The 19,711-nt window shown below is 63.1% G+C and carries 12 protein-coding genes; 2 read left to right on the top strand and 10 right to left on the bottom strand.

Features of this window, described 5'->3' with window-relative positions; genetic code table 11:
* Positions 1-115: 115 nt before the first annotated feature.
* From NA645_RS05555 to mfd, 10 genes are all read right to left on the bottom strand, one after another.
* Positions 116-1,579: an NCS1 family nucleobase:cation symporter-1 gene (locus NA645_RS05555; protein WP_256047913.1), complete on the bottom strand. Its 1,464-nt coding sequence runs from the start codon at positions 1,577-1,579 to the stop codon at positions 116-118.
* 417 nt (positions 1,580-1,996) lie between these two features.
* Positions 1,997-3,697, bottom strand: coding sequence for an urease subunit alpha (ureC, locus tag NA645_RS05550; protein ID WP_256047912.1), 1,701 nt, complete (start codon positions 3,695-3,697; stop codon positions 1,997-1,999).
* A gap of 99 nt (positions 3,698-3,796) precedes the next feature.
* Positions 3,797-4,102: an urease subunit beta gene (locus NA645_RS05545; protein ID WP_256047911.1), complete on the bottom strand. Its 306-nt coding sequence runs from the start codon at positions 4,100-4,102 to the stop codon at positions 3,797-3,799.
* A 92-nt stretch (positions 4,103-4,194) separates the two neighbouring features.
* Positions 4,195-4,497, bottom strand: coding sequence for an urease subunit gamma (gene ureA, locus NA645_RS05540; RefSeq protein WP_256047910.1), 303 nt, complete (start codon positions 4,495-4,497; stop codon positions 4,195-4,197).
* 179 nt (positions 4,498-4,676) lie between these two features.
* Complete coding sequence (locus NA645_RS05535; RefSeq protein ID WP_256048090.1) at positions 4,677-5,510, bottom strand: urease accessory protein UreD; 834 nt, start codon at positions 5,508-5,510, stop codon at positions 4,677-4,679.
* 384 nt (positions 5,511-5,894) lie between these two features.
* Positions 5,895-7,598 (bottom strand): ATP-dependent DNA ligase, encoded by a 1,704-nt coding sequence (locus NA645_RS05530; RefSeq protein ID WP_256047909.1) that lies wholly within the window; start codon positions 7,596-7,598, stop codon positions 5,895-5,897.
* 88 nt (positions 7,599-7,686) lie between these two features.
* Positions 7,687-8,703, bottom strand: coding sequence for a ligase-associated DNA damage response exonuclease (locus NA645_RS05525; RefSeq protein ID WP_256047908.1), 1,017 nt, complete (start codon positions 8,701-8,703; stop codon positions 7,687-7,689).
* 247 nt (positions 8,704-8,950) lie between these two features.
* The gene (locus NA645_RS05520) at positions 8,951-9,499 is read right to left on the bottom strand and encodes a hypothetical protein (protein WP_256047907.1); all 549 of its coding nucleotides are present in this window, start codon (positions 9,497-9,499) and stop codon (positions 8,951-8,953) included.
* Positions 9,500-9,677: 178 nt separating this feature from the next.
* On the bottom strand, positions 9,678-12,959 hold the full coding sequence (locus NA645_RS05515; RefSeq protein ID WP_256047906.1) for a DEAD/DEAH box helicase: 3,282 nt from the start codon (positions 12,957-12,959) through the stop codon (positions 9,678-9,680).
* A gap of 44 nt (positions 12,960-13,003) precedes the next feature.
* Positions 13,004-16,453 carry a transcription-repair coupling factor gene (gene mfd, locus NA645_RS05510; RefSeq protein WP_256047905.1) on the bottom strand — a complete coding sequence of 1,150 codons (3,450 nt, stop codon included), beginning with the start codon at positions 16,451-16,453 and terminating at the stop codon, positions 13,004-13,006.
* A 157-nt stretch (positions 16,454-16,610) separates the two neighbouring features.
* On the opposite strand from mfd, the gene NA645_RS05505 reads away from it, so the two are divergent.
* Both NA645_RS05505 and NA645_RS05500 read left to right on the top strand, forming a co-directional pair.
* The gene (locus NA645_RS05505) at positions 16,611-18,062 is read left to right on the top strand and encodes a glyceraldehyde-3-phosphate dehydrogenase (protein ID WP_256047904.1); all 1,452 of its coding nucleotides are present in this window, start codon (positions 16,611-16,613) and stop codon (positions 18,060-18,062) included.
* 310 nt (positions 18,063-18,372) lie between these two features.
* Positions 18,373-19,710: a Na(+)-translocating NADH-quinone reductase subunit A gene (locus tag NA645_RS05500; protein WP_256047903.1), complete on the top strand. Its 1,338-nt coding sequence runs from the start codon at positions 18,373-18,375 to the stop codon at positions 19,708-19,710.
* The last annotated feature ends 1 nt before the right edge of the window (position 19,711 follow it).

Raw genomic sequence — 19,711 nt, 5'->3', positions numbered from 1 at the left:
TGAGGCCGATCGAGCCGCGAAATGAGAGGTTAGCGAGTCGGCTGTGCGGCAGGGCGCCGGCAATATCCATCGAACGGACCGATCCCGCGACCGGCCCGTTCGGCTCCGCTCAATTCTATGGCACAGCGGGCGCTACGCCTGATGTCACCGGCTGCTTGCGCATCAGCAGGTAATGCACGAATCCTCCGAACAGCGCGCCGAGCAACCAGGCGAAGCCCGACAGGCTTTCCAGGCCGGGTGTCCACACCGATGCGACCGAAAACAACGAGCTGATGCCGAAGGCGATGATCGCCTTGCGATTCCAGCCGGCGCTGAAGTAGTAGGTCGACCCCGGTTCGGCCGAGAACAGTTCCTGCACGTTCAACTGCTGGCGGCGGATCAGGTAGTAGTCGGCGACGAGGATGCCGTACAGCGGCGCCAGCACCGCGCCCAGCGTGTCGACGAATGCGGCGATGCCTACGGCGCTGATGAAGGATACCCAGAGTGCGCCGATGAAGAAGGCGATGGTCGCGGTGATGAAGCCGCCGGTACGGGCACTGATACGGGCCGGTGCCAGGTTGGCGATGTCGTAGGCCGGCGGGATGAAGTTGGCGACCAGGTTGATGCCCACCGTGGCGACGAAGAAGGTCAGCGCCGCGATCAGGGTCAGGCCGACGTTGTCGATCCGCGCGACGATATCGGTCGGATTGGTCAGCGTCTCGCCGAACACCACTACGGTACCGGCAGTGATCACCAGCGCGATCATCGAGAAGATCGCGAGGCTCACCGGAAGCCCCAGGAAATTGCCGATGCGCATCTGCCGCTCGCTTTTCACGAAGCGGGCGAAGTCGCCGTAATTGATCACCACGGCAGCGAAGTAGGCCACCATGGTTCCGACCACGGTAGCGAACGCGGCGATGGGCCCACCGGTGTAGCTGCCGGTGCCGCTGAAAATGCTGCCAAGCGCGCCGATGAGACCCGGCCCGGCCTTGTAGCAGATGGCGATCATCATCGCGATCATCACCAGATAGACCAGCGGGCCGGCCCAGTTGAGGAATCGTGTGACCCAATCTACGCCGCGCACGAACAACGCCACCTGGAATACGCAGACGATCACATAGGCCACCCAATCGATGGCGGTCAGGCCCAGCAGCGTCGCATCCGAGCCGGCGCCGATCAGGGTACGGATCAACAGTGCTACCGCCGTGGAGGCAAAGTAGGTCTGCACGCCGTACCAGAAGATCGCCACGATGCCACGCACCACGGCGGGGAAGTTCGCCCCGCGCACGCCCATGCTGGCGCGCGCCATGACCGGAAAGGGGATACCGTACTTGACGCTGGGTTTGCCGGTCAGCTGCACCAGCCCCATGACGATGAAGCCCGCCAGCACGATGCCGGCGAGCACGGCCCAGCCGTTGAGGCCGTAACTGATGAACAGGGTGGCGGCGAGGGTATAGCCGAACAGGCTTTGAATGTCGTTTGACCAGACGTTGAATATTTCGAACCAGCCCCATTTGCGCTTCGCAGGAGGCAAGGGCGCAAGGTCGGCGTTGTGCAGGCTGGTATCGATCCGCTTGATATTGAAATCGTCGTGGTTCATGGCGTGCGCTCTGTATGCAAGACAAGGTGGCATAGGTGTATGCAGTTCTTGTTCCGCGTACGGCTCGGCCCGCGTGGCATCGAGCAATCGTCGATCGTTCGCTCCTGCTCGATATGGGAAGCGTAGACCGTCCGGCATGTTTCGCTACGCGTTTTGTATACAAGCGGTTAAGAAGACCGGGGCGGTCCGTTGCGAAATGCTCTGGTATGCACCGATAGCACGCAAGAAAACGTGCAATGCCCTGGCGGAGTGCCGAAGTGGAGTCTCTCGCCGTTGCGTTGCGTTGCGTTGCAGCGCTGCGCCGAGCGCCGGTGGCGGATTGAAACCCGCCCCACGGTTTGCCGCGTCGAGCTGCATATGTCGAATGTCGCGATGATCGTAGGGCGAAATTTTTCGCCGCTGTACGGCACGTTGGAGTCAGAACAGAAAATACCGCTGCGCCATGGGCAACACCTCGGCTGGCTCGCACCAGAGCAGCTGACCGTCCGCCTTCACTTGGTAGTTCTGCGGGTCGACATCGATCTGCGGTGTGTAATCGTTGTGGATCAAGTCCTTTTTCTGCACCGTCCGGCAGCCCTTTACCACGCCGATTTTTTTCTTCAGCCCGAGCTGCTCGGGCACGCCGGCCTCGGCTGCGGCCTGGCTGATGAAGGTGAAGCTCGACGCATGCAGCGAGCCGCCGTAGCTACCGAACATGGGGCGGTAGTGCACCGGCTGCGGGGTCGGGATCGAGGCGTTGGCGTCGCCCATCAGGCTGGCGGCAATGACACCGCCTTTGAGGATCAGCGTCGGCTTGACGCCGAAGAAGGCCGGGCGCCAGAGCACTAGGTCGGCCCACTTGCCGACTTCGATGGAGCCGACTTCGTGGCTGATGCCGTGGGTGATTGCCGGGTTGATGGTGTACTTGGCGATATAGCGCTTCACGCGGAAGTTGTCGTTGCCTGGGCCGTCGCCGGGCAGGGCGCCGCGCTGCTTCTTCATCTTGTCGGCGGTTTGCCAGGTGCGGGTGATGACCTCGCCGACGCGGCCCATGGCCTGGCTGTCGGAGCTGATCATCGAGAAGGCACCCAAATCGTGAAGGATGTCTTCTGCGGCGATGGTTTCGCGGCGGATGCGGCTCTCGGCGAAGGCCACGTCCTCGGCGATGCTCGGGTCCAGATGATGGCAAACCATGAGCATGTCCAGATGCTCGTCGATGGTGTTACGGGTGAACGGCCGGGTCGGGTTGGTCGAGCTGGGCAGCACGTTGGGCAAGCCGCAGGCCTTGATGATGTCAGGCGCGTGACCGCCGCCTGCGCCCTCGGTGTGGTAAGTGTGAATGGTGCGGCCCTTGAAGGCACCGAGCGTCGTTTCGACGAAGCCGGACTCGTTCAATGTGTCGGTGTGGATCGCCACCTGAATGTCGTACTGGTCGGCGACCGACAGGCAGTTGTCGATCGCCGCTGGGGTGGTGCCCCAATCCTCATGCAGCTTGAGGCCGATGGCGCCGGCCTCGATCTGCTCGATCAATGGTTGCGGTAACGACACGTTGCCCTTACCGGTGAAGCCGATGTTCATCGGGAAGGCCTCGGCGGCCTTGAGCATTTGCGCCATGTGCCACGGCCCCGGTGTAACTGTGGTGGCATAGGTGCCGGTGGCAGGTCCCGTACCGCCGCCGATCATGGTGGTGGTGCCGCTCATCAGGGCTTCTTCGATCTGCTGCGGGCAGATGAAGTGGATATGGGTGTCTATTCCACCTCCCGTCAGGATCATGCCTTCGCCAGCGATGACTTCGGTGGCGCCGCCGATGGCGATGGTCACGCCCGGCTGGATGTCCGGGTTGCCGGCCTTGCCGATGGCGGCGATGCGCCCGTCCTTGAGCCCCACGTCCGCCTTGACGATGCCCCAGTGATCGAGGATCAGCGCATTGGTGATCACCGTATCGACCACGTCAGCGGCGCACAGCTGGCCCTGACCCATGCCGTCGCGGATGACCTTGCCGCCACCGAATTTCACTTCATCGCCGTAGACGGTGAAGTCCTTTTCCACTTCGATCCACAGCTCGGTATCGGCCAGGCGCACCTTGTCGCCAACGGTGGGGCCGAACATGTCGGCGTAGGCTTGGCGGGAAATCTTCATTCGTTTCGTCTCGCGTAGGGTGGATGGCCGAAGCCATCCACCAGTCAAGGGCACGGTGGAAAAGCCTTCGGCGTTTTCCACCCTACGAATCGGGTCGCGTCAGAGGTCACCCATCACCCGCCCGGCAAAACCGAACACTCGGCGATCACCGGCCAGTTCGACCAGCTCCACCTCGCGGCTCTGCCCAGGTTCGAAGCGCACCGCGGTGCCGGCGGGGATATTCAGGCGCATGCCCCGCGCCTGTTCGCGCTCGAAGGCGAGGGCGTCGTTGGCCTCGAAGAAGTGGTAGTGCGAGCCGACCTGGATCGGCCGGTCACCGCTGTTGGCCACGCTGAGGGTCAGGGTGCGGCGGCCGGCGTTGAGCTCGATGTCGCCGTCCTGGATCTGATATTCGCCGGGGATCATGGGGTGGGGCTCCTTTTAGTCGCAGCTGCAAGTGGCAAGTACAAGCGGCTCTGGGGTGCTCTTGCTTGTGGCTTACGGCTTGAAGCTTGTCGCTAAGCTATGGGTTGATGGACGGTGACCAGCTTGGTGCCGTCAGGGAAGGTAGCCTCGACCTGGATCTCCGGAATCATTTCCGGCACGCCTTCCATGACCTGTTCGCGGCTGAGCAGAATGGTGCCGAAGTGCATCAGCTCGGCGACCGTTCGGCCATCGCGGGCGCCTTCGAGCAGGGCAGCGGAGATGTAGGCCATGGCCTCCGGGTAGTTGAGCTTCACGCCGCGCGCCAGGCGTCGTTCGGCCACCAGGCCGGCGGTAAAGATCAGCAGCTTGTCTTTTTCTCTCGGCGACAAATCCATAACGGCTCCAGTCATAGGGCGAACAACGGCAAGCCTGTCCGCCAGGAAAGTCTCGGCCGCTCGGTGAAACGTGCGCGGTCTCTACCTTGCGGGTCTGTGTTGCAACCTGTAGGAGCCGGCTTGCCGATGCTCAGCGAGGCCGTATCGTCGGCATATCCAGCGCCTACAGAACATGTGTTTCAGGTGCTCCAGATGCGTGGCGGCACGGCTTCGCGCCCCAGCAGTTCTGGGCGCAGCAGGCGCCATAGCTCGATCAGCCAGGCGCGGGCATGCAGTGCTTCGCGGGCCAGGCAGCGCCCGACGAGCAGGCCCGGCAATTGCGTCAGGTCGCCGCGAACCCGGCTCGGCAGCTCGCGGCAGCGCTCCAGCAGATCGGCGTCGATTTCTCCTGTGGCGATCAGAGTGGCGAATACCGGCTGGCCGTCGAGCCCGATCGGCGAGTCCAGCAGCCCGTCGCCGCCGATAACACGCTGGCATTCGTGCCAGAGCGACTGGCCATCGCGACGGATATCCAGCCGCGCCTGGAAATGCCCGGCATCGAAGCGCTCGTTCGCGGCTGGGCGGCCGAGGGCGACCATGTCCCAGTAAAAGAGGCGTGCATCGCCTTCGAGCGCGATGTGCGTGTTCAGCTCGGCCTGCGCAGCGGAGTAGACGATGGTCTCCTGCGGCAGCCATTCGAGCGTCGCGCCGGCTTCGACATGTAATGCCAGCTGCTGGAACGCCGGGGCGGCTGCGCGGTACCACTTGGCTGCGCCGGGGCTGGTCAGCTGCGCCCAGGCATTGGCGCCGACCGTGGCGCTGATCTCCAAGCGATCGCCGCCGGCAATTCCGCCGGGCGGATGCACGATGATGTGCTGGCAGACTTCCGGGCCTTCGGCATACAGATGCTTCTGCACCCGCAGGGGGCCGTTATGACGGCGCAGCACTGGACGCGTCGCGTCGCCGAAACGCGCGTAGCCGAGTTCCAGCTCGGCGTGCCAGTGCGGGGTAAACAGGGGATTCAGCGCAGTCATTGCAGAAGGGTTCATCGATAGTTGAACCTTCATTCAGCAATAGTCGTGCCTTGTGGGTGGCGAGACCGCTATGCCTTGCCGCAGCAGCTCTTGAGAGGGCTAGAAACCGGTGGCTGCACCGGCGTGGTGCTGCATGATGCATGCAGCCTCTTTGTCGTGCCCGGAAGTGGTGCGGCGTCCGGAGCGGCCGAATAAATTCGGCCCTACGGTTGGGTGCGGGGCGGCGGTTTGTTGTGGGGCCGAACGTGTTCGGCCAGGTCTGTCTGTACGTAGGTGTCAGGCGGGGCAGGTTGGCCGAATAAATTCGGCCCGAAGACCGGGAGCGGGGTTGCGATTTTGTTGTAGGGCCGAACTTGTTCGGCCGTGGGGTTGGCCAGAGCGCTGTCATCCCAGCAGTTCCTTGAGCACTTCCAGCGTGTCGGCTTCATCGACCGGTTTGTCGTGACGCCAGCGCAGCATGCGTGGGAAGCGCACGGCGATGCCGCTCTTGTGTCGGCTGCTGGCGGCGATGCCTTCGAAGCCCAGCTCGAACACCAGGGTCGGCGTCACGCTGCGCACTGGGCCGAACTTCTCCACGGTGGTCTTGCGCACGATGGCGTCGACCTTGCGCATTTCCTCATCGGTGAGGCCCGAATAGGCCTTGGCGAAGGGCACCAGCTTGCGCTCGGGATCGCCTGGCTCGCCGTCCCAGACGGCGAAGGTGAAATCGGTATAGAGGCTGGCGCGGCGGCCGTGGCCACGCTGGGCGTAGATCAACACGGCGTCCACCGAATAAGGGTCGATCTTCCATTTCCACCAGAGGCCCACGTCCTTGGTCCGACCGACACCATACTGAGCGGCGCGCGCCTTGATCATCATGCCCTCGACGCCCAGGGCGCGGGAGGCCTCGCGTTGGCGAGCCAGGTCCTGCCAGTCGGCTCCCGTAACCAGTGGCGAAACCATCAGATGCGGGTCGAGACATTGCGAGACAACCGCTTCGAGTTGCTGGCGGCGCTCGCGATGCGGTCGTTGCCGCCAGTCTTCGCCTTGCCATTCCAGCAGGTCGTAGGCGAGCACGGAAACGGGCGCGTCTTGCAAGACCTTGGCGGTGAGGTTCTTGCGACCGATTCGCTGCTGCAACAAGGCGAAGGGTTGTATGCCGGCTTCTGTGGTTGCGGGCGTGGCGGCATCCATTCCAGGCAGCGCAGTGGGTGGCCGTTCGGGTGGATGCTTCCAAACCACAATCTCGCCATCGATCACCGTGCCGTCGGGCAGGCAGCCGGCCAGCTCGCACAGCTCCGGAAAACGCTCGCTGACCAGCTCTTCGCCGCGCGACCAAACCCATATCTGCCCGTCGCGCTTGACCAGCTGCGCGCGGATGCCGTCCCACTTCCATTCGACGAACCAGTTTTCCGGTGCGCCTAGCAATTCGTCGAACTGTTCAACCGGCGCCTGTAGCGAATGGGCCAGGAAGAAGGGATAGGGTTGGCCGCCGCGCTGGGCATGCTCGTGCTCCGATTCGTCGGCGATCAGCGCCAGGTAGCCTTCGGCGCTGGGCCGATGGGACAGATCGGTGTAACCCACCAGCCGCTGGGCCACCCGTTTGGGATCGAGATCGGCCAGCGACGCAAGCGCTCGCGTCACCAGCAGCTTCGAGACGCCGACCCGGAAGGCACCGGTAATCAGCTTGATGCAGACCATCAAGCTCAGCCGGTCCAACTGCGCCCAGAGCGCGGGCAGGTGTATCGCCAGCTCTTGCGGAGGCAGGCCGCGCAAGGGCAGCAGCCTGTCCTGCAGCCACACCGCCAGACCGTCATCCGAGCTGTGCTCGGCTTCGGGGGTCAGCAGAGAGATGGTTTCGGCCAGGTCGCCAACGGCCTGATAACTTTCCTCGAACAGCCATTCGGGCAGCTGCGCGACCTGCATCGCGGTCTCGCGCAGCACCTTGGCCGGCACCAACTGGCGTGGCCGGCCACCGGCCAGGAAGTACACGGCCCAGGCCGCATCGGCCGGCTCGGCCTCACGAAAATAATCGCGCATGGCGGCGAGCTTGGCGTTGCTCGAGGTGGTGGCGTCGAGGCGGCTGTAGAGGGTGGCGAAGGCTTTCATGCGACACCGTTACGCAGGGCGCTGATTGGAACGGCTTCGCGAGCAAGCTCGCTCCTACAGGGGAGTAAGACCGCGCAATGACGGTAGATCACGGAGCCTCCTGTTCAGGCGCATCGTCCTCTTCGCCGTATTCGGTCTCGAAGGCTTGGGCATCGAGACCGCGCATTTCGCGCAGATAGCGCACCAGCACCGGTACCGAGCCGTGGGTGACCATCACCCGCTCGGCACCGGTCTCGCCAATCGCCCAGAGCAGGCCGGGCCAGTCGGCATGGTCGGAGAGCACGAAGCCGCGATCGACGCCGCGACGCCGACGCGTACCGCGTAGCATCATCCAGCCGCTGGCGAAGGCGTCGGCGTAATCGCCGAAGCGGCGCATCCAGGTACTGCCGCCAGCCGAAGGCGGGGCCAGGATGATCGCCTGTTTCAGGCGTGGGTCGCCTTTTTTCAGATCGCCTGCGTAGAGGGTCGGTGGCAGATACACGCCGGCGTCGCGATAGACCCGGTTCAGTGGCTCGACGGCGCCGTGCACCACCACGCTGCCGATACTCTCATCAAGGCCATGGAGAATCCGCTGAGCCTTGCCGAAGGCGTAGCAGAACAGCACGCTGGCACGGCCCACCGCGGCATTCGCGCGCCACCAGTCATTGATCTCGCGGAATACGTCGGTCTGCGAAGGCCATTTGTAGATCGGCAGACCGAAGGTGGATTCAGTGATGAAAGTATGACAGCGCACTGGCTCAAAGGGTGCGCAGGTGCCGTCCGGCTCGACCTTGTAGTCCCCCGAGGCGACCCAGACTTCGCCTTTGTATTCGAGGCGCACTTGGGCCGAGCCGAGCACATGGCCGGCGGGGTGGAAGCTGAGCTTCACGCCGTGATGGTCTATGGATTCGCCGTAGCCCAGCGTCTGCAGGGGCATGTCGGCTGCGATGCGCGAGCGCAGGATGCCTTCGCTGTCGCTGGACGCCAGATAATGATTCATGCCCCAGCGAGCATGATCGCCGTGGGCGTGAGTGATGACGGCACGCTCGACGGGGCGCCAGGGATCGATATAGAAATCACCGGGCGGGCAATAGAGACCTTCGGGGCGGGCGACGACTAGGTCCATGAGCACAGGCACTTTAAGGGCTTGTAGGCTTGGAGCCTGCCGGGACAGCGGGAGTTCGGCCTATCGCGCACGCATACCGCTGACGCAGCTGAATCTGCAGGGGCAGAAATCTTTCCGCCTTGCGATACGTCGTCAGACGGCGTGTCCCTTGCGGATTGAAATCTGCCCTACGGTTGCGGTCCGCAGGATTGAACGCAGCTGAATCTGTAGGGCGGAAATTTTTCCGCCGTTGCTCGATGCAGCGCGGTCAATCCATCAGTTTTAGATGCGAGGTATCCGGCACGGGGTTATCAGTGGCGCGGCGGCGCTCGCTCATGTCGCTGCCCACCGGTGCCAGGCTGAACTGCGACAGGTTCAGCGCCGGCGGCGGGGTTGCTGGGCGGGCGTCCTGCAGGTCGACACCGACCGGCGCGATGCCGAAATCCGGTGCCTCGACGTCGACGAAAGCGGCCATGTATTCATCGCGCGGTGCGACTTTTAGCGGTGGCGGCGTTGCGCCGGCCTCCCTGTTCGATGGCGCGGCGGGCTCTTCCGGCGGTGGCGCCAGTTCGATTTCCTCGACTTCTACCGGCATCGGCCGCACCTCGGCAATCGCCCCGGCGCGAGACATGGCCTGGCGGTACTTCTCGACGCTGTCGTAGTCCAGGCCCTGCTTGATCACGATGCGGCGGCCGGAAAACAGCAAGGCGATACGCTGGGCATCGGCCTGGAACAGCCGCGCCAGATTAGCCTCGACCTGCTCAAGCGTGGCGCCGGACGCAAGCTCCCCGGAGAAGGTGATTTCGTAGCGGCTCATGGAGCGATTCCTTGCGAATGGTAGTGGTGGAGTTAAAAGCGCGGAGGCTAAGGCTTGAGGCTGGACGAAAACGCGCCTCTGCATCGAGGCTGACTCCTCGATAGGACCTTAACGCCACATGCAAAAGTGAAGCTGAACGCAAGGCGCAAATCCAATACTTTCGTCCGGCGTCCAACCCTCAACCTCCAAGCGGCGCCAGCAGCGCTTCGATATCGCTTTCCTGTAGCGTCCAGTCGACGTTGCCGCTGCCTTGCAGTACACCGGCTGCCAGTTCGGCCTTGCGTGCCTGCAATTGATGGATTTTTTCTTCCACCGTGCCTCGGGCGATGAGTTTGTAGACGAACACCGGCTTGTCCTGACCGATGCGGTAGGCGCGGTCGGTGGCCTGGCTTTCGACGGCTGGGTTCCACCAGGGATCGTAGTGAATCACGGTGTCGGCGGCGGTGAGGTTGAGCCCGGTTCCGCCGGCCTTGAGGCTGATCAGGAACACCGGCACCTCGCCGTTCTGGAAGCGCTGCACCGGGGTGCGGCGGTCGCGGGTGTCGCCGGTGATCTGCACGTAATCGATGCCGCGTTGCTGCAGGCTTTCCTCGATCAGGGCAAGCATCGAAGTGAACTGCGAGAACAGCAGTACGCGGCGGCCCTCGGCCAGCAGTTCCTGCAGCATTTCCAGCAGGCTGTCCAGCTTGCCTGATGAGCCGCCACGGGCCGAGCGTGACGCCTCGCCCTTGACCAGGCGCAGGTCGCAGCAGACCTGGCGCAGTTTGAGCAGGGCGTCGAGAACGATGATCTGGCTGCGCGCCAGCCCCTTGCGGTCGATCTCGTCGCGCACCTTGCGGTCCATGGCCAAACGCACCGTCTCGTAGAGGTCGCGTTGCGCCGGGGTCAGCTCCACCCAGTGCAGGATTTCAGTCTTCGGCGGCAGCTCGTGCGCTACCTCTTCCTTGTGCCTGCGCAGGAGAAAGGGGCGGATACGACCGATCAGATGCTGTAGCCGCAGCGGGTCGCCGTGTTTCTCGATAGGTGTGCGATAGGCGCGACTGAATTCCTTGGCGTTGCCCAGCCAGCCGGGCATGAGGAAATGGAACAGCGACCAGAGCTCACTGAGGTTGTTTTCCAGCGGCGTGCCGCTCAGGCACAGGCGTTGTCGCGCCTGCAGCCGGCCGGCGGCCTGGGCGGCCTTGCTGGTGGCGTTCTTGATGTTCTGCGCCTCGTCCAGGACCAGCACGTGCAGCGGCTGTTCGGCCAGCTGCTCGACATCTCTCGGCAGCAAGGCATAGGTGGTCAGCAGCAGGTCGTATTCGGCCAGCTCGTCGAAGTGTTTTTGCCGGGTCGGGCCGTGCAGGGTGAGCACCCGAAGATCGGGAGTGAAGCGCGCCGCCTCGTCCTGCCAGTTTGGAATCAGGCTGGTGGGCATCACCACAAGGGCGGGGCGGTCGAGGCGGCCGGCCTGTTTTTCCATAAGCAGATGGGCGAGGGTCTGCAGGGTTTTGCCCAGGCCCATGTCGTCGCCAAGAATGCCGCCCACCCCCAGTTCGCGCAGCGTTTGCATCCAACACAGCCCCTGCAATTGATAGGGGCGCAGCTTGGCGTTCAACCCCGTGGGCGGAGGGCAGGGGCGCTGGCGGTAGTCGCGCAGGCGTTGGGCGAAATCACGCAGGCGCTCGCCGCCATGCCACTCCAGCGGGAGCACGTCGAGCTGAGCCAGGCGCGCGGCGTCGGCCTGGCCCAGGCGCAGGCTGTCACTCGTGGCCGAGGGCTGTTGCAAGTACAGATCGCCGAGGGTCGCGAGGATCGGCTTGAGCCGGCCGAAGGGCAGCAGCACCTGCAGCGGATGGCCGTTGTCGCGGCGCGCGAGGGTGATGCGCAGCACCTCGTCATTGCCACGCTGGGCCAGTTGTTCCGGGGCCAGCAGCGCCGGGGTCTTGCGTATCACATCCAGCAGCACCGGCAGTAGGCTGATGCGTTCGCCTTCGACGACGATGCCCAGTTCCAGCTCGAACCAGTTGTGTTCCGGCGCTTCCTCGACCTCGGCGTACCACTGCTCGACCTCGGCCAGGTCGTAGGCGAAGCCCGGCTGGATGACGATCTCCCAGCCTTCGTCGCGCAGTTGCGACAGCTGCTGTTGAATGAACCGCAGCCAGGCGGCCTCGTTGGGCAGCTCGTACATTTCCGCCGAGTCCTTGGGCAGTGCCAGGCTCTGGCGCAAAGCGGGGCGCAGGCCGAGCTGTTGCAGCCGCTGGCGCAGCGCCTGTTCGGCTTGGGGCTGGCGCGCGATGCTGAGGATGGCCTGGCCGTCGAGCTGGCGTACGCGCTCGTCGGCCTTGCTCTTGCCGTGCGCTGCCGTGCGGTCATAGACGAAGCTGAGCCCGGCGCGGTGCTGATGTTCGTTGACCATGCGCCCACTGCCGGGGTGGTAATTCATGGACTGATGGCTGCCTAGCGTCAGGCGTGGCCGGGGTGACAAATCGTCTATACGACTTTCCTGCGGCCGGCTCGGTGCGGGCAGCTTGGGGGCGATGTCGTTCAGCGAGAGGCTGAACAGCGTGGCCTGCGCGGCAGGCACTTCGGGCAGCTTGAGCAGATGCCGGGCCAGGGCATCGCCGAGACCGTGAGCGATCACACCCAACTCGTTTTTCGCCACGTCCAGGTAGTAGAGGGGGTCGATGGCTTCGATCAATTCGACATCCTCCGGAACGAGGCTAGCGTATAGGGTTCCGTTGCGATTGGTGCGCCATTGCAGCTGTGCCTCGCGGCAGAGACCGGGTTGCAAGGCGGGCCGGTCGAAACTCAAGAAGGCGCGCCCGCTGTCAAGCACGAGCCGCAGCGCCTCGCCGCCATTCGGGCCTTCCAGCTGGAACGTGTTGCTGCCGCCTGCGCACAAGTTCAGCAGGGCGGCGATGCGCAAGTCGATCGGCTGCATGAAGCGTGGCTGCCGGAAGCTCGCCTCGCGCATTGCGAAATAGAGCTGAGGAGTGCTGACGCTGCCATCCTTGAGTTGCCGCACTTTATATACGGTGACGGTGAGATCTGGTTCGAGCAGATAGTGCAGGCAATACTGCTCCGGCGCCGACGGTGCCTCGCCGAGGGCTTGAGGCAGACGCGAAAGCCAAGCTTGCAGCGCGTCGTGCAGGCCGTCTTGGGAATCGCTCACCGGAGCGGCGGATCGTGGTTGTTGCTGTTGTCGCTTCAGTTCATACAGCACAGCCGCAGCGTGTTTGCAGGCCCAGCCCACCGGGCAGGTGCAGAGGCAGTGCAGCTCGCCGCGCGGGCCGAGGGTCAGGGTTTGCCGGTAGCTGTTGCTCCCCGAGCCCTGGCAACTGGCAGCGACCCGCTGCACCGACTGCTCAAAGATCCGCACCCGTCCTTCGGCGGCATATTGCTCACCACGGCTCAAGGCCAGTGGTGAGAAACAGGTCGTCCAGGGTTCGGGAAGGCGATCGAAAAAAGTCTCGGGCATGGGTCAGCCGCAAGCAGGGATAGTCGGGACAACGGCGAATGGTCTCACTGACCAGCCGCCGGTGTCAGACGTTCGAGCAATGCTTCCAGCGTGTTGAAGCGCTCCTCGGGCCGCTCCATGGGCACCTGGAATTTGAACACCGTCGCCCCCTCGAATTTGTACCGCTTGGGCTGCGTCTGGATCAGCTTGATCAATGCCATCGGATCGACCGGCGTATCGGCGGCGAATTCGATGCGTCCGCCCTGCGGGCCGGCATCGATCTTGGTGATGCCGAGCTTCTCGGCCTGCAGTTTGAGCAGCGTCAGGCGGATCAGGTGCTTGGCGGCATCCGGCAACAAGCCGAAACGGTCGATCATCTCCACCTGCAGCTCGTTCAGGCCGTCCTCGTCGGCGGCGTTGGCGATGCGCTTGTAGAGAATCAGCCGCGCATGCACGTCCGGCAGATAATCTTCAGGAATCAGCGCCGGGATGCGCAGGTTGATCTCCGGACCGCCGCCCAGCGGCTGGTCCAGATTCGGTTGCTCGCCTTTCTGGATGGCTTTGACCGCACGTTCGAGCATTTCCATATAAAGCGTGAAGCCGACCGCCTGGATCTGCCCGCTCTGGCCGTCGCCGAGAAGCTCGCCGGCACCGCGGATTTCCAGGTCGTGGGTGGCCAGCACGAAGCCGGCACCCAGGTCCTGCGCGTTGGCGATGGCTTCCAGGCGCTTTTCGGCGTCCGGCGTCATTTGCTTGCGCGGCGGGGTGAGCAGGTAGGCATAGGCCTGGTGGTGGCTACGGCCGACGCGGCCACGCAGCTGGTGCAGCTGGGCTAGGCCGAACTTGTCGGCGCGCTCGATGATGATGGTATTTGCGCTGGGCACGTCAATGCCGGTCTCGATGATGGTCGAGGCCACCAGCACGTTGAAGCGCTTGTGATAGAAGTCGCCCATCACCTGTTCCAGCTCGCGCTCGCGCATCTGCCCGTGGCCGATACCGATGCGCGCCTCGGGTACCAGTTCGGCGAGGTCGGCGGCGCATTTCTCGATGGTCTTCACATCGTTGTGCAGATAGTAGACCTGGCCGCCACGCAGCAGCTCGCGCAGTAGGGCTTCCTTGATGGTCGGGTTGTTGGCCTCCATGACGAAGGTGCGCACCGACAGTCGGCGTGCCGGTGGCGTGGCGATGATCGACAGGTCGCGCATGCCCGCCACCGCCATGTTCAGCGTGCGCGGGATCGGCGTGGCGGTGAGGGTGAGGATGTCCACCTCGCTGCGCAGCGCCTTGAGCTGTTCTTTCTGGCGCACGCCGAAACGGTGTTCCTCGTCGATGATCACCAGCCCCAGGTTGGTGAACTTCACATCGTCCTGCAGCAGCTTGTGGGTGCCGATAAGGATATCCACCTTGCCTTCGGCCAGCTGGTCCACTGCCGCCTGGATTTCCTTGGTGGACTTGAAGCGGCTCATCACCTCGACCTTCACCGGCCAGTCGGCGAAACGGTCGCGGAAGCTGTTGTAGTGCTGCTGGGCGAGCAATGTAGTAGGCACTAGCACGGCAACCTGGCGGCCACTGTGGACGGCAATGAATGCGGCGCGCATGGCCACTTCGGTCTTGCCGAAGCCGACGTCGCCGCAGATCAGCCGGTCCATTGGCTTGGGCGCGAGCATGTCGCTGCGCACGGCCTCGATGGCGGCCTGTTGGTCCGGCGTTTCCTCGAAGGGGAAGCCGGCGCTGAAGGTGTCGTAGTCCAGTTGCGGGTCCTGGAAGGCATAACCTTCGCGGGCGGCGCGGCGGGCGTAGATGTCGAGCAACTCGGCGGCGACGTCGCGCACCTGCTCGGCGGCCTTGCGCTTGGCCTTCTGCCAGGTTTCCGAACCCAGCCGATGCAGCGGCGCCAGGGCGTCATCGCTGCCGGTGTAGCGGGCAATCAGGTGCAGGCTGGCCACCGGCACGTAGAGCTTGGCTTCTTCGGCGTATTGCAGCTGGAGGAATTCCGCCGACTGGCCTTCGATCTCCAGGGTGATCAGGCCCTGATAGCGGCCCACGCCGTGGTCGATATGCACCACCGGCGCGCCTTCGCGCAGTTCGGTGAGGTTCTTGATGACGTTCTCACCGGCATCGCGAGTCTTCTCGCGACGGCGGCGCTGCATGATGCGCTGGCCGAACAGCGGGCTTTCCGCGATCAGTGCCAGTTGCGGCTCCTGCAGCAGCAGGCCGTCGTCCAGCGGCGCGATGCTGATCGCCAGGCGCTCCTTGCTCTGCAGAAACGCGGGCCAGCCTTCGACTTCCTGCGGGCGCAGTTTCAGGCGGGCCAGCAGTTCCAGCAGTACTTCCCGGCGACCGGCCGATTCGGCGGTAAACAGCACGCGGCCGGGAAATTCATCGAGAAAGCGCCGCAGCGCCCCCAGCGGCTCGCTGGCCTTGGCTTCGATGGCCAGCTCCGGCAGCGGACTGGCCGGGAAGCGTTCGCGGCCGATTCCGGTTTCCACATCTTCCTGGCTGGCGACTACACGTGGCCATAGCTTCAAACGGGCGAAGCAATCCTCTACCGGCATGAACAACTCGGCCGGTGGCAGCAGAGGCCGTTCGGGATCGACGCGGCGGTCTTCGTAGCGGTTGCGTACGTCCTTCCAGAAATTCTCGGCGGCCTGCTCGATGCCCGGCAGGGAAAACACTTGGGTGTCCTCGGGCAGATAATCGAACAGCGTCGAGGTTTCGTCGAAGAACAGCGGCAGGTAGTACTCGATGCCCGCCGGGGTAATGCCGGTGGACAGGTCCTGGTAGACCGGGCAGCGCCGGAAGTCCACGTCGAAGCGTTCACGAAAGCGCGCGCGGAAACCGGTGACCGCTTCCTTCTTTACTGGAAACTCGCGGGCCGGCAGCAGGCGCACCGAGTCGACCTTTTCGATGGAGCGCTGGTTTTCCGGGTCGAAGGTGCGCAGCGTTTCGATCTCGTCGTCGAACAGGTCGATGCGATAGGGCAGGGCGCTACCCATGGGATAGAGGTCGATCAGCGCGCCGCGCACGGCGAATTCGCCATGCTCGTAGACCGTATCCACGCAGCGATAACCTGCGGCTTCCAGCCGCGAGCGCATCTGGTCGACATCGAGCGTCTGGCCGACATCCAGCACCAGACTGGAGCCCAGCAGAAAACGCTTGGGCGCCAGGCGATGTAGCGCGGTGGTGATCGGAACTACCAGTACGCCGTGGGTCAGTTCGGGCAGCTGATAGAGCGCCGCGATGCGCTGGGAGATGATGTCCTGGTGCGGCGAGAACACATCGTAGGGCAGCGTTTCCCAGTCGGGAAAATGCAGCACCGGCAAGCTCGGCGCGAAGAACGCCAGTTCTTCCTTGAGGCGCTCGGCGCTCTGGCTGTCGGCGGTGAGAAGAAGGGTGAAGCATTCTGCGCGGCTGGCGGATTCGGCGATGGCCAGGCTTAGCGCGGCTCCGGGAAGGTTGCCCCAGGTTTGCTTGCCGCTGGCGGCAGGCATGGGCGGAAGGCGCAATACGGACACGAGTGGACGTGACTCCGGTCGAAAAATGGACCGCCCGGATTGTAACTATCCGGGCGGGACGCTGTCAGTGTTTCCGCTGCACAGATTGCCGGCGCTAGGGTGCGCCGGCATAATGTAGCCCTTTTTCTCAGCCCCTACATGTTGGAAGGAACTGCCCGTGACTCAGAAGCCCGACCAGTGTCTTGGTGAATGGATTGATCGAGAAGCCCTCGCCGAAGCGATGATTCCGCTGATTGGTCAGCTGTATCGTAACAATAACGTGGTGACTTCCATCTATGGCCGCGGGTTGATTAACCGTTCGGTCATCGCATTGCTCAAAGCGCATCGTTTCGCTCGTCACCGCCAGGCTGACGAAGCTGAACTCTGTGTCAACGAAACCCATCAGATCCTCACGACCATGAGTAGCATGGACCTGGGCGCCGCCTCGGTGGACCTGGGCAAGGTCGTTGCCAAGTTCAAGGCTGAGGGCAACGGCCGCAGCCTCGACCAGTTCGTGCGTGATGAGTTGGCTGAAGTCGCAGGCAAGCGCAACACGACTGGCGTCCACAAAGGCACCGACGTCGTGCTTTATGGCTTTGGCCGTATCGGCCGCCTGCTGGCGCGTATCCTTATCGAGAAGACCGGTGGCGGCGACGGCCTGCGCCTGCGTGCCATCGTTGTGCGCAAGGGTGCCGAGAACGACCTAGTCAAGCGCGCCAGCCTGCTGCGCCGCGATTCGGTACACGGCCCATTCGACGGCACCATTCATATCGATGCCGAGAACAACACCATCACCGCCAACGGCAACCTGATCCAGGTGATCTACTCCAACGATCCGGCTTCGGTGGACTACACCCAGTACGGTATCGAGAACGCGTTGCTGGTGGACAACACCGGCAAGTGGCGTGACGCCGAAGGCCTTAGCCAGCATCTCAAGTGCCCGGGCGTCGCCCGCGTAGTGCTGACCGCGCCTGGCAAGGGTGAGCTGAAGAACATCGTGCATGGCATCAACCATACCGATATCACAGAAGACGATAAGATCGTCTCCGCTGCTTCCTGTACCACCAACGCCATCGTGCCGGTGCTTAAGGCGGTCAACGACCAGTACGGAATCGTCAACGGTCACGTCGAGACCGTGCACTCCTACACCAACGACCAGAACCTGATCGACAACTTCCACAAAGGTAGTCGTCGTGGTCGTAGTGCCGCGCTGAATATGGTCATCACCGAGACCGGTGCCGCTACCGCTGCTGCCAAGGCGCTGCCGGTGCTCAAGGGCAAGCTGACCGGGAATGCCATCCGCGTTCCGACGCCGAACGTCTCCATGGCCATCCTCAACCTGAACCTTGAGAAGGCCACCAACCGCGACGAGATCAACGAATACCTGCGCCAAATGGCCATGCATTCTGATTTGCAGAAGCAGATCGACTTCGTCAATTCACAGGAAGTGGTTTCCACGGATTTCGTCGGCTCACGTCATGCCGGCGTAGTGGATGCCGAGGCAACTATCTGTAGCGACAACCGCGTCGTGCTGTATGTCTGGTATGACAACGAATTCGGTTACAGCTGTCAGGTGGTGCGCGTCATGGAAGATATGGCAGGGGTCAATCCGCCAGCTTTCCCGCGCTGAGTCTGCGCAAATAATAAACGGGAGCTTCGGCTCCCGTTTTTCATTTTTATCGTAAACAGATTCCCGCCGTATCAAGCCATGTAGCGGCCCGCGTCAATAGTTGGTTACAAGGCGCGCTTGTCCGCAGTCAAAAAATTGAAAGCTCTTGGGTGGCCAGTCTAGGTCCGCGACCTCTATAATCGGGCGGATTTCTACTTGGGACCTGCGGCATGGCGTCGCGCTGATAAATCATCAGTGCGTGTCGTGCAATTCGACTTTGAGCTAGGTCGCAGGCTCGTAAAAAAGCCTTCAATCAGTGGTTAGCGAACCGATGATCAATATAAAACGTGGGCTTGATTTGCCCATTGCAGGTGCGCCGGCGCAGCGTATCGAGGCTGCAAGGCCCGTGCGAAGCGTCGCGGTTTTGGGATTTGACTACCCGGGCATGAAGCCGACCATGGACGTTCAGGTGGGTGATCGGGTCAAGTTGGGGCAGGTCCTGTTCTCGGACAAGAAGACACCTGGAGTCGTCTTCACGGCGCCTGGCGCCGGCGTTGTCAGTGCAGTTCATCGTGGTGAGAAGCGCGTCCTGCAGTCGGTGGTCATCGACTTGGACGGAACGGACGAAGTGACGTTCAGCCAGTACGGCGCGGCCGAACTCGAAGGGCTGAGCGATGCGCAGGTTCGTGAGAATCTCCAGCAGTCGGGCCTCTGGGCTGCCCTGCGCACGCGTCCATACAGTAAGGTGCCGGCGATCGATGCCGTGCCCAATTCCATTTTCGTCACGGCAATCGACACCCATCCGTTGGCAGCCGATCCATCGATCATAATTGCTGAACGTGCGGCTGATTTCGAAGCTGGCCTCAAGGTTCTCGGCAATCTAGGCAAACTGTTTCTTTGCAAGGCCGATGGCGCCTCGCTGCCAGGCGAACAGCTCGCTAAGGTCAAGACCGAGAGTTTTGCCGGTCCGCATCCTGCGGGTCTCGCTGGTACGCATATCCACTTCCTTGATCCCGTCAGCGCCAGTAAAAGTGTCTGGACTATTGGCTATCAAGATGTCATCGCCATAGGTGCGCTATTTACGAGCGGTCGCCTGTCAGTCGAGCGGGTGGTATCGCTTGCCGGCCCTGTAGTTGAACAACCGCGCCTGGTGCGCACGCGTCTGGGCGCCAACCTGGATGAACTGACTGCGGGCGAACTGCAGCCGGGAGCCAATCGCGTCGTTTCCGGCTCGCTGCTCGGGGGTCGTACCGCCCATGGCGCCTTCGCCTATCTCGGTCGCTACCATCAGCAGGTTTCCTGCCTGCGCGAGGGCAAGGAGCGCGAGATGCTGCATTACATGCGCCTGGGGCGGACCAAGCATTCGGTGCTCAATATCTTCATCTCCAAGCTCAACGCCGGTAAGAAATTCGCGTTCTCTACTTCCACCAACGGCAGCCCGCGCGCGATGGTGCCGGTTGGCAACTACGAGGAAGTGATGCCGCTCGATATCCTGCCGACTCAATTGTTGCGCTCGCTGATCGTAGGCGACACCGAGGTGGCGCAGAAGCTTGGCTGCCTGGAACTCGACGAAGAGGATCTGGCGCTGTGCAGCTATGTCTGCGCCGGCAAATACGAATACGGCCCGATCCTGCGGGACAATCTGACCCGCATCGAGAAGGAGGGGTAAG

The sequence above is a fragment of the Stutzerimonas stutzeri genome (genome assembly GCF_024448955.1).
In the GTDB taxonomy this organism is placed as follows: domain Bacteria; phylum Pseudomonadota; class Gammaproteobacteria; order Pseudomonadales; family Pseudomonadaceae; genus Stutzerimonas; species Stutzerimonas stutzeri_AQ.
The sequence above is the reverse complement of the archived record's forward strand: the minus strand, read 5'-3'. Positions and strand labels throughout refer to the sequence as shown.

What these genes read in the sequence shown, in the direction of transcription:
- NA645_RS05500 (WP_256047903.1), top strand. Translation starts at nt 18,373, where the DNA reads ATGATCAATATAAAACGTGGGCTTGATTTGCCCATTGCAGGTGCGCCG.
- NA645_RS05525 (WP_256047908.1), bottom strand. Translation starts at nt 8,703, where the DNA reads ATGGACCTAGTCGTCGCCCGCCCCGAAGGTCTCTATTGCCCGCCCGGT.
- NA645_RS05555 (WP_256047913.1), bottom strand. Translation starts at nt 1,579, where the DNA reads ATGAACCACGACGATTTCAATATCAAGCGGATCGATACCAGCCTGCAC.
- NA645_RS05545 (WP_256047911.1), bottom strand. Translation starts at nt 4,102, where the DNA reads ATGATCCCCGGCGAATATCAGATCCAGGACGGCGACATCGAGCTCAAC.
- ureC (WP_256047912.1), bottom strand. Translation starts at nt 3,697, where the DNA reads ATGAAGATTTCCCGCCAAGCCTACGCCGACATGTTCGGCCCCACCGTT.
- NA645_RS05530 (WP_256047909.1), bottom strand. Translation starts at nt 7,598, where the DNA reads ATGAAAGCCTTCGCCACCCTCTACAGCCGCCTCGACGCCACCACCTCG.
- NA645_RS05535 (WP_256048090.1), bottom strand. Translation starts at nt 5,510, where the DNA reads ATGACTGCGCTGAATCCCCTGTTTACCCCGCACTGGCACGCCGAGCTG.
- ureA (WP_256047910.1), bottom strand. Translation starts at nt 4,497, where the DNA reads ATGGATTTGTCGCCGAGAGAAAAAGACAAGCTGCTGATCTTTACCGCC.
- NA645_RS05520 (WP_256047907.1), bottom strand. Translation starts at nt 9,499, where the DNA reads ATGAGCCGCTACGAAATCACCTTCTCCGGGGAGCTTGCGTCCGGCGCC.
- NA645_RS05515 (WP_256047906.1), bottom strand. Translation starts at nt 12,959, where the DNA reads ATGCCCGAGACTTTTTTCGATCGCCTTCCCGAACCCTGGACGACCTGT.